The sequence below is a fragment of the Shewanella sp. BJSY2023SW007 genome, assembly GCF_047314525.1.
Classification (GTDB): Bacteria; Pseudomonadota; Gammaproteobacteria; order Enterobacterales; family Shewanellaceae; genus Shewanella; species Shewanella chilikensis.
The window spans coordinates 13,695-30,007 of record NZ_JBKORL010000113.1 but is presented as its reverse complement, the minus strand read 5'-3'; the positions used below and the strand labels follow the sequence as shown (position 1 = coordinate 30,007).

Genomic DNA, 16,313 nt, shown 5'->3' with positions numbered 1-16,313 from the left:
GCCCTAAGCCAAATCGGCCTAGGGCGGTAAAAATATCAAAGACCCGATATCCTGTTAATCACAAGGCAGCTCCGCTTAAGTGAACTACGTTGCGCACCGCGGGGCTTTTTTTCAGCTGTGAGCCAGTGCACGAATTTCTCCATCTGCGAATGTAAACTTGGATCTGCTGCACACTTCCTTTTTTGACTCAAGAACTTGTGCCCTTATTTGAGTTCACAATAGGCAGTCCTTTGTTGCTGGCCTCTTTCTCATGACACTGACCGAATCGCTAACCCTCATGCTGGCACTCCTCTATGGTGTCAGCCAACTCTGGTGGAGCGGCCGCCGTTTCGGCGCCGGCCTCACTTTGCTGCTGATTTTAACCGCGCTGCTGATTAGCAGCAGCCCCATGTTACTGCTGGCCACGCTGACAGCCGTTGGTAGCCTGGTATTGCTGCAGCAACTGCGCCCCGGCTTGCTGCAATCCGAGCCCAGGATCAATAACCTGCGCAGCGGCTGCCAGCACCTGTTGGCGCTGTCGCTGTTTCTGGTCGCGATTCAGTACACCATCAACAGCCTGATGCTCAAGGCCGGAGTCACGCCCTGGATTGGGCGCCCGGATGTGGTGGATGCGTTTCTGCCCATTGCCGGCGGTATAGAACTCAAGGCGATAGCCACCCTGGGACTCTGGGATCAAACCCACCCGGCGGCGGCCGTGATGCTGGCGGTGGTGTTGTTGACCGGACTGCTGTGCAAGCGGGCCTTCTGTGGCTGGGCCTGCCCGCTGGGGTTGGCCGGAGAGTACCTCTATCGCCTGCGTAAACGCTTTATCAAGCGCGAATTTATGCCGCCTGCCTGGCTCGACTGGCCACTGCGTATGCTCAAGTATCTGCTGTTGGCGGCGCTGCTCTACATAGTGTTGGGCATGCCGTCTATGGGGATCCCCGGCTACCTGGAGAGTAATTATCACAAGATAGCCGATCTCAAGATGGCGCTGTTTTTCATCACTCCGGGACTCATCACCCTGGCCTGCTTTGGCCTGATCCTTGCCATTGTCGCCTGGCGCCGTCAGGGATTTTGCCGTTACCTCTGCCCCTATGGCGCCCTGCTGGGACTGCTGAGTTTTCTCAGCCCGCTGAAAATCCGCCGCGCCCCTGAGCATTGCCTGATAGAGTCCAAGGGGATGAAATGCGACAAGTGCACCCGCGCCTGTCCGGCCGGCATCATAGTGCATACCAAAAATACAGTGCACAGCGATGAATGCCAGGCCTGCATGCGCTGCGTGGCCGCCTGTCCCAAGAAAGCGGCGCTGGGGTTCGGCCTTAGCCGCAATCATTTCTGGTCGGCCAAGTCGGTAATGCTGCTGGTACTCGGACTGCTGTTCCTGCTGCCCTTGATAGCCTACACCTCCGGCTTCTGGGAAAGCCAAACGCCGGATGCGGTTCGGATGCAACTGCTGCAGATGATCGACTATGTAGGTCACTAAACTTAACCACTCAGGCTCGCCGACAGGCGGGCCTTTTTACTGCGCTTGTCGCCGAGTCCCACTACCCCTCCCTGACTTGCCACACCCGACAAGATTGTTTCCCGGTGCTATTTTATGCAATGCTAACTTCTCCACCAAAAACACGGGAAGTTTATGGCGCACCATCTGCAAACCTTGCTGCAACAATGGGCTCTCAGCGCAGACGAGCCCTGGGTGCTGGCGCTGCTCACCTCGGTACAAGGCTCTTCTTATCGCAAACCCGGAGCCATGATGCTGTTTCATCCCCTGGGCCAGAGCCTGGGGATCCTCAGCGGCGGCTGTTTGGAGGCCGATCTGCGCCATCAGGCACACAAGGCCCTGACGGAACAAAGGGTGGTGGAGGTCTGTTATGACGCCCGCGATGATCAGGATGCCAGTTACCAACTGGGTTGTGGCGGCTTGGTGAACATCTGCCTGCTGCCTCTGGGGCGGGAGAATCATTTTCTGGCACTCGATGAGTTGCGCCAGGCTCTGAATGCCGGTCAATCCGGCTTCTGGCAGCTGTTGATGCCAAAAACCGGTGAAGCGCCCGCAGCCCTTGAGGCGCGCTTTTTATCCCAAGGTTCACCCTCAACCTGTGCCGAACCTCTGCCTTTCCCCGCCAATGACTTTCGCCGCACCGGGATTTGGAGTCCAGAAACCGGGCAGAACGGGCAACAGAGCTGGTTAACCGTACCCGTGGGCCCCAAACCTGCGCTTGCGATTTTCGGCGGTGGCCTGGATGCCAAGCCGCTGGCGCAGATGGCTTTGCAACTGGACTGGCAGGTGAGCGTCGTTGACCCCAGAGCCGCCTACGCCCGCAGCCATGACTTTGCCGGTTGCGACATAATCAAACTCGGCGCCGACCAGCTGGATGCCGATTGGCTCAAGCGTCAGGATGGTGCCATAGTGATGCACCACAATGTCGAGCTCGACAGCGCCATTCTCAAACGGCTGCAAGTAAGCTGCCCACGCTATCTGGCGCTATTGGGGCCAACTCACAGGCGCGATAAGGTACTCAAACATGCCGGCCTTGAGCTGGCAGAGTTTGCCATGCCACTGGCGGCGCCCGCCGGACTGGCACTCGGCGGCGAACTCCCGGGGGCCATCGCCCTCAGCATTTTGGCCCAGTGCCACGGGGTTTTGTTTGATGCGCCCATGACTGGGCTTGAGGGCCTGATGCCATGAGGCTATTGCCTGTGTTACTGGCCGCCGGAGCATCGATCCGCTTCGCCGCCGATGACTCAGTGCCCGGCCATGCCAAACTGGCGGCACAGGATAGCCATGGCACGCCGCTGCTGCGCCTCAGTTGGCAAGCGCTGGAGCAGATGCGCGCTCAGACAAGCCTGAAGTACCCCAAGCTTGAGCTGCTGCCGCTGCTGACCATACTCGGCGGCCACAAGGAGCAACTGCAAGCGTTGTTGCCGCCCCATGCCAGCTGCTGTTTCAATCCTCTCTGGCAGCAGGGGCTGGGGCACTCCATCGCTCTGGCCGCGGAGCAAGCCAAGGCCTGCTCCGCCGATGCCCTGCTACTGGCGCTGGCCGATCAGGTTGCGCTCACTAGCGCCGATTACCTTGAATTACTCGACTGTTGGCTGGGCAGCCAACTCAGCAGCAGCGCCTTTTACCGGGACGCCCCCGGCGCGCCTGCTATCTTTAATGCCACAGACTTCAACGCCCTTAGCCAACTGCAGGGTGCCCGAGGGGCCAAGGCCCTGCTGACCGAGAAATTACAACAACAACGACTGGGCCGGATAGTGCTGCACCGCGCCGCCATAGACATAGACACGGGCGCAGATCTCAGACGCCTCAACCAGCACAAGGAGTGAACAATGTCGCAACTCAAAATCAATGGCAGACAGTTTTCGGTCGAGGCCGATCCCAACATGCCCTTGCTCTGGGCCCTCAGGGATCTCCTGGGACTGACAGGCACCAAATTCGGCTGTGGCGCCGGACTCTGCGGTGCCTGCACCATACATCTGGACGGTAAGCCCGCCAGAGCCTGCCTCACCAGTCTCAAAAGTGCCGAGGGCAAGAACATCACCACCATAGAAGGCCTGGATAATCCGGCGCTGAAAGCCGCCTGGAGCAAACACAAGGTTCCCCAGTGCGGTTACTGTCAGACAGGGCAACTCATGTCTGCCGCGGCGCTCTTGAGTGAAACGCCCACCCCCAGTGACCAACAGATAGACGATGCCATGTCCGGCAATATCTGCCGCTGCGGCACCTATACCCGGATCCGCAGCGCCATCAAGGATGTCGCCGTCAAAGGGGGGCAGAGCTCATGAGCCGGTTTACCGCAGTGGAAAACTTCAGCCGTCGCGATGTACTGAAACTCTTTGGCGCCAGTGGCGGCGCCTTGATGCTGGGCAGCAGCGCCCTGGGCTGGAGCCCCATGAGCCTGGCGCAGGACAAGCTGCAACCTTTGAATCTGTTTATCGCCGTCGGTGAAGACGACAAGGTCTACCTCACCTGCCATCGCTCGGAAATGGGCCAGGGCATACGAACAGGCATACCTCAGGTGCTGGCCGATGAACTGGAAGCCGACTGGGACAAAGTCGTGGTGGTGCAGGGCCTGGCCGACAAGCGTTACGGCAGCCAGAATACAGATGGCAGTCGCAGCATACGTAAACACTACGACAGAATGCGGCAGATGGGTGCCATGGCGCGCACCATGTTGGAACAGGCTGCCGCCGAACATTGGCAAGTGCCGGTCGCAGAAGTCAGCGCCAAGGCTCACAGAGTGACTCACAAGGCGTCCGACCGCTCCCTGAGCTATGGCGAACTGGCACTGGCGGCGTCCAAGCTGCCGCTTCCGGATGAGAGCCAACTCAGGCTCAAACCCAGAGAAGAATTCACCCAGATAGGTCAGTCACGCACCATAGTGGATATGGATGCCATGTTGGATGGCAGCGCTATCTATGGTCAGGATATACGTCTGGAAGGCATGCTCTATGCCGCGATTGCCCGGCCGCCTGTGCTCGGCAGCCAAGCGGCGAGTGTCGATGATAAAAAGGCCCGCGCCTTCCCCGGTGTTGTGGATATTATCAGCCTGCCCGCTCCTAAAGGGGCACCGGCCTTCCAGCCGCTTGGCGGTGTGGCTGTGCTGGCCAACAATAGCTGGAGCGCCCTTGAAGGCCGCAAGGTACTGACGATTCAGTGGCAGCAAAGCCCCAACGACAAGCACGACTCCCAGGCGTTTATCGCCACCCTGAAACAGCGAGTACGGCAGAGTGGCAAAGTCAGGCGTGAGCTGGGCCAGCCTCCCGCAAGCTGGCCCGAAGAGCGCACGCTCAGCGCCGATTACACTGTGCCCTATCTGGCTCACGCCATGATGGAGCCGCCGGCGGCCACCGCCAGAGTCAGCAAGGATGGCTGTGAAATTTGGGCCTGCAGCCAAACGCCCCAGAGTACCCAGCAGAATGTGGCGGCCGCTTTGGGGCTGAAGGAGGAGCAGGTCAAGGTGCATGTCACCCTGCTGGGCGGCGGCTTTGGCCGCAAGTCCAAGCCGGACTTCAGCGTCGAAGCGGCGCTGCTTTCCAAACGCAGCGGCAAGCCGGTGAAGGTGTTCTGGAGCCGGGAAGATGAGCTGCAAAACGGCTATCTGCACGCCATCAGCGCCCAGCATTATCAGGCACTGCTCAGTGATAATGGCAAGGTGGAGGCTCTGTTGTCGCGCACCGCCTTCCCTTCCATCAGTTCCACCTTTGCCGAAGGCGTGGATGAACCCTCGGACGGCGAACTGGATTTGGGCTTTATCGACTTGCCGTTTCAGTTGCCGTCGCTGCGCTGCGAAACCGCCAAGGCCGAGGCTCATACCCGCATAGGCTGGCTGCGCTCAGTGTGCAACATTCAGCATGCCTTCGGCATTGGCAGCTTTGTCGACGAACTGGCGCTGCGCACCGGCCAGAGTTGCCCGGCCATGTGGCGGCAGCTTCTGGGGCAACCCAGAGTGGAGAACTTTGCCGATCAGGGCTTCAAATACGGTAACTATGGCGAAGAACTCAGCCGTCATCCTGTGGATGTCGTTCGTTATCTGACGGTCATCGACGCCGCCGAAAAACGTATGGCGCAATCACCGGCCAAGGCGGGCGAAGGCTGGGGGTTTGCGGTGCACCGCAGCTTTGTCAGCTATGTGGCGGTCGCCATCAAGGTCAAACTGGATGGTGAGCGTTTGCAGGTGCTGCAGGCTATCTCAGTGCTGGATGCCGGCACTGTGGTTAACCCTGACAGGGTGCATTCGCAGTTGGAAGGCGCGGTCATCTTCGGCCTCAGCCTGGCGATGCTGGGCGAAATCAGCTTCAAGGATGGCAAGGTGCAACAGTCGAACTTCCACGACTATCAACTGCTGCGGTTGCCGCAATGCCCTGAGATAGAGACACAAATCATCGGCTCGACCGAAGTACCCGGCGGTGTGGGCGAACCTGGAGTGCCCCCGGTAGCACCGGCACTGACCAACGCCATAGTAGCCGCCGGCGGCAAGCGCTACCGGGATCTGCCACTGAAGCAGTATCTGCAGCTTTAACTCGTCCATAGAGTGCCGGGGAATGCCCCGGCAAGTCGAAATTGGCCAAAAATCATGATTTGCCGAGCCGGCTTGAGATTACAAGCCCCACCATGATGAAGCGTAAAATAAATAAAAAGCCGCTTTATAAGTTAGCGGCTTAATTCGAGTTAAGGTGTCGAATGATTAATTGAGCGTTTGCAACTCACCATCACGCCAAGGTTCAATCACAACTTTAATATGTGGATTCGGCTGCATAAGCTGTTTGAATGCACCCGATACGCCGTCCATCCCAACTTTACCTGTGAGCAACTTATTCCAAGGCACCCTGCTCTCGGCCAATTCCTGCAAACACTGAGCAAACTCATGTGGTTGATAGTAGTAAGAGAAGCGCATATCCAGCTCTTTCACTGTGGCGTAGGCATAGTTGATGTTCGCTTCAGCAGTGTGGATCCCCGTTACCACTATGGTCGCATTGGCCGGCGAACGCTTCACAAAACCTTCGATCAGTTTATGAATACCCACACACTCGAAAATCACCACACGATTACCCGCGGCAATTTCAGCAGCATATGCCACTTCATCTTGCTCACCCGGATTAACCCAATGAGTCGCACCGAATTCACGGGCTAATGCCAGTTTTTCGCCCTGAAGATCAGCCGCAATGATATTACGTACACCTTGTAGATGCAGCGCAGAAATGGCCGCTAAACCGATAGGCCCACAACCAACGACCAAGGCAGTATCTTCGGTGCCGACTTCACCACGATTGACGGCATGCAAGCCTACAGCCAGTGGCTCTGTCAGCGCCACAGCTTCTGGTGGGAGATGATCCGGAACTGGCAATAGCAGTGCTTCATCGAGAATAAAGTATTCTGAATACGCCCCATTAACGCCGGGAGTCACCCCTACTCCAGCACCATTTTGGCTCATCAGGATAGGCACAGAGGTGACTCGGGTGCCTAAAGCTAGGGTTTGCTGGGTTTCGGGACCAAATTCAACCACTTCAGCACAAAACTCATGTCCCAGCATCACAGGAACATGATTATCAGCCCCCTCAGGCATCATGCCTAGTTTGCGGTAAAAATCGAATACCTCGTTATAGTGGCGCGCAATATGAACATCTGAGCCACAGATACCACAGGCAAGACTGCGTACCAACACTTGGCCTGCCTGTGGCTTAGGTAATTCGACCTGTTGCAGAGTGACTTCGCCATCCTGCAACACGATTGCATTCATCAAACTCATAATGGTTTCCTATTGAGTATCGCTCATAGATGCCGGCGCACCGGGTTTAATATAACGGGGCTTGATGCCTTGTGCCTTGGCAGCAGCCAGAAGAGCCTGCTCAATCCAACCGGCATCCATGATAAACATGAAGTTACCATCGGCATCGAAGTTAACATTGGCACCGGTAATCACCATCACACCATCAGCGCCTTCAGAATCGGCGGGACAATGGAAAGTGTGGATAGACCCACCCGGCTCATACAGATAGCTGCCGGCTGTTTGGGGTTGTTCCGGGTATTCGAGGTAATGCCACCGCCCCGCCAAGGTATAAAAATGCACTACACCTGTATGAAAATGCTTGGGTAAGGTGATACCCGGCTTAAACTTAGCGCGGATCACCCAAACACCATTTTCAGGGTCCAAAAATAACGGATACACATCAACGCCCGGCAGCGCATCTTTGATGATCTGCTCTTCGTTAGTATTGAGGGTTAATAAAAAATCTTGATGATTAATCACTTCCGGTAAAGCCATATTTGCCTTCCTCATGTTTTTATTGGGTTGATGGGTCGAGCTATCACTCCTTCTGCAATGGATATTTAAAATTCTCAAAACCGTCGGAAGCATGCACTGTGCAGCCGTTGATGCAATTGGCCTCGTCACTCACTAGAAACACCGCCACATCAGCTATCTCGCTCGGAAGAGTAAACTTCTGACGCATTTGTTCCTTACGAATGTGTTCCCAGAGTCCCAGTGCCTCGTATTGACGCAGCATAGGAGTATCGACACGCCCGGGAGCAATGGCGCAAACTCGAACGCCCAATGGGGCAAGCTCAAGCGCAGCGCATTTGGTCATCATATCGACGGCCGCTTTACTGACGTTGTAGGTAAAGGTCATTTCCGAGGCAATTGTCGCGTAGACAGACGAAGTATTAAGGATCACACCTTTAGTACCTTGAGCCCGGAATTGGCGTCCACCGGCCACAATGCCGTGATATACGCCTTTTTGATTCACATTGGTAACTGGGTCGAAATCACCCAAAGGATCATGTTCTAACAAGGGTTTGGCTGAGCCAATGCCGGCATTGTTTATCACAATATCAAGTTGACCAAACTGGGTAACCGCATGTAACACCATAGCTTCAACTTGTTTGTAGTCGGTCACATCGACACTAAAGGTCACCAACTTATCTGTGGGGAAATCGTTAAAGACCTTGAGCGAATCAGCTGACAGGTCTGCGGCAACGACTCTCCCTCCCTCGGCGAGTATTTTACGGACGATGGCTTGCCCTATGCCTCCTGCAGCCCCCGTCACCACTGCGGTTTTATTCAGTAAACGCATAGATGTCCTCTTTTTATATTTATTAGTTTCATTATTAAGGCAATATTAATTTAGATGATTAATTGCACATCTTCTTGACTTATTACGAATGAAATTTGATATATTGCGATTCTTATAACAAAGAGAACTAAATGCCCCATGTACCTAGTCCGTAGCGGTGCAGCTGCTCAATTTGAGCAGCTGGTCCTGGAGTTGGGTGAAAACCCCATCGAAATGATCCATCAGGCCGGATTACGTCAGGCACAGTTTCGCGATCCCAATATCTATATCGCCTATCCACGACTAGCCGAGTTATTGGAAATCGCTGCCCAAGGCTGTAAACAGCCGCTGTTCGGACTTATGCTTGCCCAACGGCAAACCTTACATGTGCTCGGTGACTTACCTATGTTGATTTCCCGCACAGCGACCGTGGCCGATGCACTTGAAAAAGTGAATGACTATCTGTACCTGCACGCCTCAGGTATCTCGCTGCAACTGCAACCACAGGGAGATATGGTACGCCTTGTCTTATCAATTAATGTTCACTGCCGTGGCATTGAACAATTGATGCAACTGAGCGTGGCACAACTGGCAATGTTTGTTTCAAGCCTGTTGAATATCAACATCAACACTATCCCCTTACATTTGTGTCAAAGTAAACCCAGCGAACTTGACCCCCAGCACTTTGCCCACTTAGTGCGCTTTCGTGAATCCTTTGATGGCGTAGTACTTAAAACTGCACAATTAACCGGGCGGAACTATCACGATGAGGGAGCACTCAACCGCCATTTTCAGTCACATCTGCAATATTTACAGAGCCGCTATCCCGACAATCTGGCCGATCAGGCAAGAGACTTAATTCACCGACTACTTCCAACCGGAGAGTGTTGTATTGAGAGGGTATCAACTGCGCTGGGGGTACACGAGCGCACGTTACAAGCAAGACTCAAGGAGACTGGGCATAACTATCGTAAATTGTTGCAAGAAGTCAGACAAAATATCGCTAAACAACAACTCAGTTATGGCACCCAAACCATTACCGAACTGGCACTACAATTAGGTTATGCCGAGGTCGCTGTTTTTAGTCGTCATTTTAAAACTTGGACGGGATTGTCCCCCAAGCAATGGCAGCAGCAATATCGCCAGGGACAAATAGAGGATTAATCTTGATAAACAAAAGCCCCGCTAAGTTAGCTTAGCGGGGCTTTTTATTCACTGTGAGGCTGTCACCTCAAGCGCAACCACTATCAACCGCGGCTGGCGCGCTTGCGGTCATTTTCAGTCAGGTGACGCTTACGGATCCGAATACTCTTAGGCGTTACTTCCACCAGTTCATCATCATCGATGAATTCCAGCGCTTGCTCCAGAGACATCTGGATATGCGGAGTCAGTACCTGAGCTTCGTCAGTACCTGAGGCGCGCATGTTGGTCAACTGCTTGCCCTTGAGGCAGTTTACTGTCAGGTCGTTGGAGCGGCTGTGAATACCCACTACCTGGCCTTCATAAACCTCGGCGGCGTGACCAATCATCAGACGACCGCGATCCTGCAGACCAAACAGAGCAAAGGTCAGTGCCTTACCGGTCGCATTGGAGATCAATACACCGTTGGTACGCTGGCCGATATCACCACCCTTATATGGACCGTAATGGTCGAAAGTGTGATACAGCAGACCCGTACCCGAGGTGGCTGTCATAAACTCGGTCTGGAAACCGATCAAGCCACGGCTTGGGATCATGAAATCGATACGTACGCGACCCTTGCCGTCAGGCTGCATGTCGCGCATATCGGCCTTACGGGTACCCAGCTTCTCGATAACGCCGCCCTGATGCTCTTCTTCCACATCCACGGTCAGTTGCTCGTATGGCTCACACTTCTCGCCGTCGATCTCTTTGATGATCACTTCAGGACGGGAAACCGCCAGCTCATAACCTTCACGACGCATGTTTTCGATCAGGATAGACAGGTGCAGTTCACCACGGCCGGATACGCGGAAACGATCCGGACTCTCGGTTTCTTCCACACGCAGGGCCACGTTGTGTACCAGCTCCTGTTGCAGACGCTCAAGGATGTTACGTGAAGTCACGTACTTACCTTCTTTACCTGCAAAAGGAGAGGTGTTGACCTGGAAGGTCATAGTCATGGTTGGTTCATCAACAGACAGAGGTGGCAGAGCCTCGGCATGACCGACGGCGCAGATGGTATCAGAAATCTTCAGCTCGCCCAGACCTGTGATGGCAACGATATCACCGGCATTGGCGCTGTCCACTTCGTGGCGATCCAGGCCCATATAGCCCAGAACCTGGCCGACTTTGCCGTTACGGGTCTTACCGTCGGCACCGACAATAGTGACCTGTTGGTTGGTCTTGACGCTACCGCGCTTGATACGACCCACACCGATAACCCCTACATAGCTGTTGTAGTCCAGCTGAGAGATCTGCATCTGGAATGGACCATCGGCATCAGCATCAGGTGGAGATACTTTTTCAACAATAGTCTGGAACAGCGGAGTCATATCTTCACTGGCTTCATCGGGATCCAAGCTGGCAAAACCGTTCAGAGCCGAGGCATACACAATAGGGAAGTCCAACTGTTCGTCGGTAGCACCCAGGTTGTCGAACAGGTCAAATACCTGATCGATAACCCAATCCGGACGAGCGCCAGGACGGTCAATCTTGTTGATAACCACAATAGGCTTAAGGCCTTGGGCAAATGCTTTCTTGGTCACGAAACGTGTCTGTGGCATTGGACCGTCCTGCGCATCAACCAGCAGCAGTACAGAGTCAACCATAGACAGAACCCGTTCTACTTCACCACCGAAGTCGGCGTGTCCTGGGGTGTCTACTATGTTAATGCGATAGTCGTTCCACTTAATGGCAGTATTCTTCGCCAGAATAGTGATCCCACGTTCTTTCTCCAGATCGTTGGAGTCCATCACCCGCTCGGTGGCTTCTCCGCGGGTTGCCAGGGTTCCTGACTGTGCCAACAGCTTGTCTACCAGGGTAGTCTTACCATGGTCAACGTGCGCTATGATGGCGATGTTACGTAAATTCTCTAACACAGTTTTGCCTCTTACGATCTCTGTTCTGTGGGATGCAGCAATATAAATTGAATGGTACAACCGCTCTATGACTGCTTGGCGATTGCCTTCCAGGCCTTATAAAACCTGGACTAGCATCATGCTGGGGAACACTATTTCCCCGGATGGTTGCTTTAAAAAGCGTGCCATTCTACTCTAGCGAGGGGCTATCGCACAGGATTATTTTTTAAACACCTATGATTATCCTACTGAATAAGCGCACGCACCATTATGGTGAGCGCACCTTTTTGGAACACAGCACGCACCATTATAGTGCAAACCCGCTTATCTCGCCAGCCCTTGATTTTACCACTCCCTTTATTTTCAATACCTTAGCATCTTGGCATGAGTTTGGCTTAATAGAAACCAACAAGGCGCCAGACGCTAAATACTAAGAGTTGACAAAGGGCACCCCCTTTACCCTACCGGAGGCTTGATAATGTCAGTCGAATCAGTTTTACAACAGCTGCAAGAGTTGGAAGTTAAGTTTGTTGATTTACGCTTTACCGATACCAAAGGTAAGGAACAGCATGTATCTATCCCGACTCATCAGGTAGATGCTGATTTCTTTGAAGACGGCAAGATGTTTGATGGTTCATCCATCGGTGGTTGGAAAGGGATCAACGAATCTGACATGGTACTGATGCCAGATCCAGACAGCTTTGTACTGGACCCATTTACCGAAGAAACCACAGCACTGATCCGCTGCGATATTCTCGAACCCGGCACTATGCAGGGGTATGAGCGTGACCCTCGCTCCATCGCCAAGAAAGCCGAAGAATACTTGCGTTCTACCGGCATTGCCGACACTGTGCTGATAGGCCCTGAGCCAGAATTCTTCCTGTTCGATGACGTGCGTTTCGGTACCGACATGAGCGGCACCTTCGTCAAGATAGATGCCAAAGAAGCGGCATGGAACTCAGGCACCAGCTATGAAGACGGCAACACAGGTCACCGTCCATTCGTTAAGGGCGGTTACTTCCCGGTAGCACCGGTAGACTCTTCACAGGATCTGCGTAGCGCCATGTGTCTGGTGCTGGAAGAGATGGGTCAAATTGTGGAAGCTCACCACCATGAGGTGGCTACCGCGGGTCAGAATGAGATCGCCACGCGCTTCAACACACTGACAAAGAAAGCGGATGAAATTCAAGAGCTTAAGTATGTGATCCACAATATGGCTCACGCCTACGGCAAGACTGCAACCTTTATGCCCAAGCCGATTGTCGGCGACAACGGCAGCGGCATGCACGTTCACCAGTCACTCTCTAAAGACGGTACTAACCTGTTTGCCGGTGACAAGTACGGCGGCCTGTCTGAAACTGCCCTGTACTATATCGGTGGTATCATCAAGCACGCCCGTGCCCTGAACGCCTTCACCAACCCAAGCACCAACTCCTACAAGCGTTTGGTGCCACATTTTGAAGCCCCCGTGATGCTGGCTTATTCTGCCCGTAACCGCTCGGCTTCTATCCGTATCCCTGTGGTGCCAAGTCCTAAGGCTCGCCGTATCGAGACCCGCTTCCCGGATCCTATGGCCAACCCATACCTGGCCTTTGCAGCACTGCTGATGGCCGGTCTGGACGGTATCCAGAACAAGATCCACCCTGGTGATGCCATGGATAAGGATCTGTACGATCTGCCGGCCGAAGAAGCAGCGGAAATCCCGACTGTGGCCGAATCTCTTGAAGTCGCCCTGGCGGCTCTGGATGCAGACCGTGAGTTCCTGACCCGCGGCGGTGTGTTCAGCGATGACTTTATCGACTCTTACCTCAAGCTGAAACAAGCCGAGGCCGAGCGTGTCAGCCGTACCACTCACCCTGTCGAATTTGAGCTGTACTACAGCCTCTAATTGCCCTGCAATCAACCGATGAGTCAAGCCATCGGATAATAAAAAAAGCGCCCCGGGAGCAATCCTGGGGCGCTACTATTTTAGGGCTCTGAAACTCAAATCATTCAGGGAGCGCTGACAAGCTCAGGAGCACTCTGAGCCTTGGCCCCGGTGAGGATCACCGCCAACTTGAGTTCACCCTCTGTCTGGTTCAGCTCTTCAAGCCCTTCTGGAGTAAAGCGATATTGGCCTTCAGTCTCCAGCGCTTCCATGGTGCCAGCACAGGTGTCGACGGTTTCACTGCATTCAAAACGTGCGCCCTTGTGCCAAGGCATGGAGAAGGCCGAGACCTGCTCAGCCGGCATCTTGAGATACATCACCACATAGTTGCTGCCGGCATCCTTGACAGGTTTACCTTCCGCCGTGGTCAGACTGAAGGTCAACGCCTGGCTTTGAGGATCCACGGCGCTCAGTGCCACCTTGAGGCTTTCGGCTTCATTGATGGACACAGACTGCTCAGGTTCTGGCTTAGGCGGAACCACAGGGTCATCATCATCGTCCAACCAATCACAACCACCCAGGCACAACAGCAAAGACGCCACTATCAAACTCTTATGTTTCATAACAGCCTCCTAGTGACAATCGCTGCAGGACGCACCTTCATGAACCCCGGTCAAACCGGCGCCAATATCATGGGCGCTGTGGCAGCTCTGACATTCCATCTGTGAATTAACATCAGCCCCTATGTAAGTATCCGGCTCCCGCTTGGTGCTGCTGTGGCAACCGCTACACTCGGCATTGCCCTCTGCCACCATTTCAGCGTCCAAGGCATTGTCCAGCGACTTATTGAGGAAGTCAGTGGTGACATAGGCAATCTCGGCCGTCAGCTGAGCGCAGCGCTCCAGCTTCGCCTGGTGACTGGAGCCATACTTGCTCGCTTTCGACCAGTGGGTCACAGAGGTGTGACAGAGAATGGAATTGGCAACCGACTGGCCTATCTTATCTGCGGTCAGTAATTCACCTGCGTTGTCTGTACGGGTCGGTGCGCCAATCGCCTTGAGGAAAGCTTCATCATTTCTCGGCATGGCTGTGTGTTCATAGTAACGGTACACGGAGCGGATCACCGCAGTGCGGTCGACCCCGCCCAGGACGTTGACCGCCATGGCCGCCGCATTCAAGCAGCCACACAGGGTTCCCCAACCTGCGATACCGCCGCCACCATAGGCCGCCAGGTTAGTTGGGATAGCAGCGAATTTACAGGCATCCTCATGCCCCTTGGCCGCCAAAGCCTTGACCAGGGCATCAAACACGCCGTACATACAACCACCGCGGCCATAACCTTCATAGGCCAGCTTGGCGACTTCCATAGGATCCAATTTCACATAGGTCAACAGCTTGGTACCCAGATCGCTGCCCCCTTCACTGCCGATCCCTATGCTGGTATCTCCGGGACAAGACTCTGCTGCCAGGGCTGTGGTCGCAATCAGCGAGCTCCCGGCGGCTACTCCAACCAAACCTACTATCTGGCCCATTGCCTGACGTCGATTCACGTTCATACTCATCACCTCTTTTTGCACTTATATTTTGTAGAATTGCAAATTAAGCAAAACTTACCCTTTATAATCAATGACTTGCAAACAAAGCCAGCTTACTCCCTCTCTTGTTGTGCAGGTGTGATCCAAAGCGGGTTTCGGTGTTAAAAAGTCAAAAAACCAGCAGTTCATCGGTAAGAGGCTTGAGCCAAGCAACAACGGCAGCGACAATGAGCCACTTCGTCAAGCAAGGATCTGCTATGAATCACAGCCTCTTTTTACTCACTCTCTTGCTGCTGGTTGGTTGTCACTCTGAGGTGCAACTGCCGATTCAGGCTGACGAACTGGAGCAAATCCACTGCCGGGAAGTAAAGGATGACAATGGCGCCCTGGGTTATTACCTCGAAAGCTGCATTGACGGATACCGAGGAGAACCTTTCAGCGGCATTGCCATTTGGGGAGCGCCGGATCGCCCCAACTATAGCGCGGCCCAGTTCAAGAATGGCCTGCGGGACGGCTACAGCTTCAGCACATCTGCGCCGCCTGAACGTCTGTTAAGCCAAAGCGCCTGGTATAAAAATGGCCAGTTGCACGGCTGGCAGCTGAACTTTCAATACCAGCAAACCCAATTACGCAGCCGGGAGTTGTTTCAAGACGGTGAACGCCAGGAACTCTGGCTCTACGACAACCAAGGCCGACTCGACAGCTTCAAGCGTTTCGACCAGGGTAAAGTGATTGAATTCATCTCCTACGAGCAGGGGCGGGAGCGGATGAAACAGTTCAAGCGGGACGGCGAGAAACTCACCGTCTGGAAAAGCTATTTTCCCGATGGTTCATTAAAGAGCTTCAGTGAACATCTGGATGAAGAAAATCTCAGAAAACTCAAGGAACAAGGCTACTACGCCAACGGCCGACTCAAGTTGGACTATCTGTTCGATCGCCTGCAACGCACCGCAGTGCAGCACACCTTCTGGCGCAATGGCCAGCGCCAGTCCGAGCAACACTATGGTTTCTTTCCCTCAATAGCCGCCGACGGCATCTGGCTCAGTTATTGTGAGACCAATGGCGCCTTGAGCAAACGTACTCCGTTCCGCCGAGGCGCCAAGCAGGGTGAGGAGCAACTCTTTCACTGCAATGGCCAGTTGCAGGTGAGCAAACGTTTCGACCAGGACAAGCTCATACCACAGACCCTGAACTACTTTGATGAGCAGGGGCGCAACTATCTGCAGGAAGAGATAGGCGCGAACGGCAAGGTACTGCATACCCGTGTCTATGATGAACAGGGTAAACTGACCTACCAAGATTGACATAATATTCAATCAGTTGGATTTATCATCC

At 54.1% G+C, this 16,313-nt stretch carries 14 protein-coding genes; 8 read left to right on the top strand and 6 right to left on the bottom strand.

The window, feature by feature from the left end; all coding sequences use genetic code 11:
* Positions 1-250 precede the first annotated feature (250 nt).
* The 5 genes from ACMHXE_RS19850 to ACMHXE_RS19830 all read left to right on the top strand — a co-directional run bounded on the left by ACMHXE_RS19850 (position 251) and on the right by ACMHXE_RS19830 (position 6,008).
* Positions 251-1,465, top strand: coding sequence for a 4Fe-4S binding protein (locus tag ACMHXE_RS19850; RefSeq protein ID WP_101055355.1), 1,215 nt, complete (start codon positions 251-253; stop codon positions 1,463-1,465).
* A gap of 153 nt (positions 1,466-1,618) precedes the next feature.
* Positions 1,619-2,671, top strand: a complete 1,053-nt coding sequence (locus tag ACMHXE_RS19845) for an XdhC family protein (RefSeq protein ID WP_413733177.1) — start codon at positions 1,619-1,621, stop codon at positions 2,669-2,671.
* The gene (locus tag ACMHXE_RS19840; RefSeq protein ID WP_413733176.1) at positions 2,668-3,312 is read left to right on the top strand and encodes an NTP transferase domain-containing protein; all 645 of its coding nucleotides are present in this window, start codon (positions 2,668-2,670) and stop codon (positions 3,310-3,312) included. Before ACMHXE_RS19845 ends, ACMHXE_RS19840 begins: the two co-directional genes overlap by 4 nt.
* A gap of 3 nt (positions 3,313-3,315) precedes the next feature.
* Positions 3,316-3,771, top strand: coding sequence for a (2Fe-2S)-binding protein (locus tag ACMHXE_RS19835; RefSeq protein WP_101055287.1), 456 nt, complete (start codon positions 3,316-3,318; stop codon positions 3,769-3,771).
* Positions 3,768-6,008, top strand: coding sequence for a molybdopterin cofactor-binding domain-containing protein (locus tag ACMHXE_RS19830; protein ID WP_413733174.1), 2,241 nt, complete (start codon positions 3,768-3,770; stop codon positions 6,006-6,008). Before ACMHXE_RS19835 ends, ACMHXE_RS19830 begins: the two co-directional genes overlap by 4 nt.
* Before the next feature lie 165 nt (positions 6,009-6,173).
* Here ACMHXE_RS19830 and ACMHXE_RS19825 read toward each other — a convergent pair whose 3' ends face one another.
* The 3 genes from ACMHXE_RS19825 to ACMHXE_RS19815 are packed head-to-tail and all read right to left on the bottom strand — an operon-like array spanning position 6,174 to position 8,559.
* Complete coding sequence (locus ACMHXE_RS19825; protein WP_101055283.1) at positions 6,174-7,235, bottom strand: zinc-binding dehydrogenase; 1,062 nt, start codon at positions 7,233-7,235, stop codon at positions 6,174-6,176.
* Positions 7,236-7,244: 9 nt separating this feature from the next.
* Positions 7,245-7,751, bottom strand: a complete 507-nt coding sequence (locus tag ACMHXE_RS19820; RefSeq protein WP_413733172.1) for a 2,4'-dihydroxyacetophenone dioxygenase family protein — start codon at positions 7,749-7,751, stop codon at positions 7,245-7,247.
* A gap of 43 nt (positions 7,752-7,794) precedes the next feature.
* A complete protein-coding gene (locus ACMHXE_RS19815; RefSeq protein WP_101055279.1) occupies positions 7,795-8,559 on the bottom strand; it encodes an SDR family NAD(P)-dependent oxidoreductase in 765 nt (254 codons plus the stop codon).
* 138 nt (positions 8,560-8,697) lie between these two features.
* Between ACMHXE_RS19815 and ACMHXE_RS19810 the strand changes: the two genes are divergently transcribed.
* Positions 8,698-9,702 carry a helix-turn-helix domain-containing protein gene (locus ACMHXE_RS19810; RefSeq protein ID WP_101055277.1) on the top strand — a complete coding sequence of 335 codons (1,005 nt, stop codon included), beginning with the start codon at positions 8,698-8,700 and terminating at the stop codon, positions 9,700-9,702.
* Between the two features lie 83 nt (positions 9,703-9,785).
* On the opposite strand, the gene typA is transcribed toward ACMHXE_RS19810, so the two are convergent.
* Positions 9,786-11,597 carry a translational GTPase TypA gene (gene typA / locus ACMHXE_RS19805; protein WP_101055275.1) on the bottom strand — a complete coding sequence of 604 codons (1,812 nt, stop codon included), beginning with the start codon at positions 11,595-11,597 and terminating at the stop codon, positions 9,786-9,788.
* A 457-nt stretch (positions 11,598-12,054) separates the two neighbouring features.
* On the opposite strand from typA, the gene glnA reads away from it, so the two are divergent.
* Positions 12,055-13,464, top strand: a complete 1,410-nt coding sequence (glnA, locus tag ACMHXE_RS19800) for a glutamate--ammonia ligase (protein WP_101055273.1) — start codon at positions 12,055-12,057, stop codon at positions 13,462-13,464.
* A gap of 104 nt (positions 13,465-13,568) precedes the next feature.
* Here the strand turns inward: glnA and ACMHXE_RS19795 are convergent, their stop codons facing one another.
* Both ACMHXE_RS19795 and ACMHXE_RS19790 read right to left on the bottom strand, forming a co-directional pair.
* Complete coding sequence (locus ACMHXE_RS19795; protein ID WP_101055271.1) at positions 13,569-14,066, bottom strand: hypothetical protein; 498 nt, start codon at positions 14,064-14,066, stop codon at positions 13,569-13,571.
* A gap of 9 nt (positions 14,067-14,075) precedes the next feature.
* The gene (locus ACMHXE_RS19790) at positions 14,076-14,999 is read right to left on the bottom strand and encodes a C-GCAxxG-C-C family (seleno)protein (protein ID WP_224867087.1); all 924 of its coding nucleotides are present in this window, start codon (positions 14,997-14,999) and stop codon (positions 14,076-14,078) included.
* 236 nt (positions 15,000-15,235) lie between these two features.
* On the opposite strand from ACMHXE_RS19790, the gene ACMHXE_RS19785 reads away from it, so the two are divergent.
* Positions 15,236-16,282 carry a toxin-antitoxin system YwqK family antitoxin gene (locus tag ACMHXE_RS19785; protein WP_413733168.1) on the top strand — a complete coding sequence of 349 codons (1,047 nt, stop codon included), beginning with the start codon at positions 15,236-15,238 and terminating at the stop codon, positions 16,280-16,282.
* Positions 16,283-16,313: the final 31 nt, after the last annotated feature.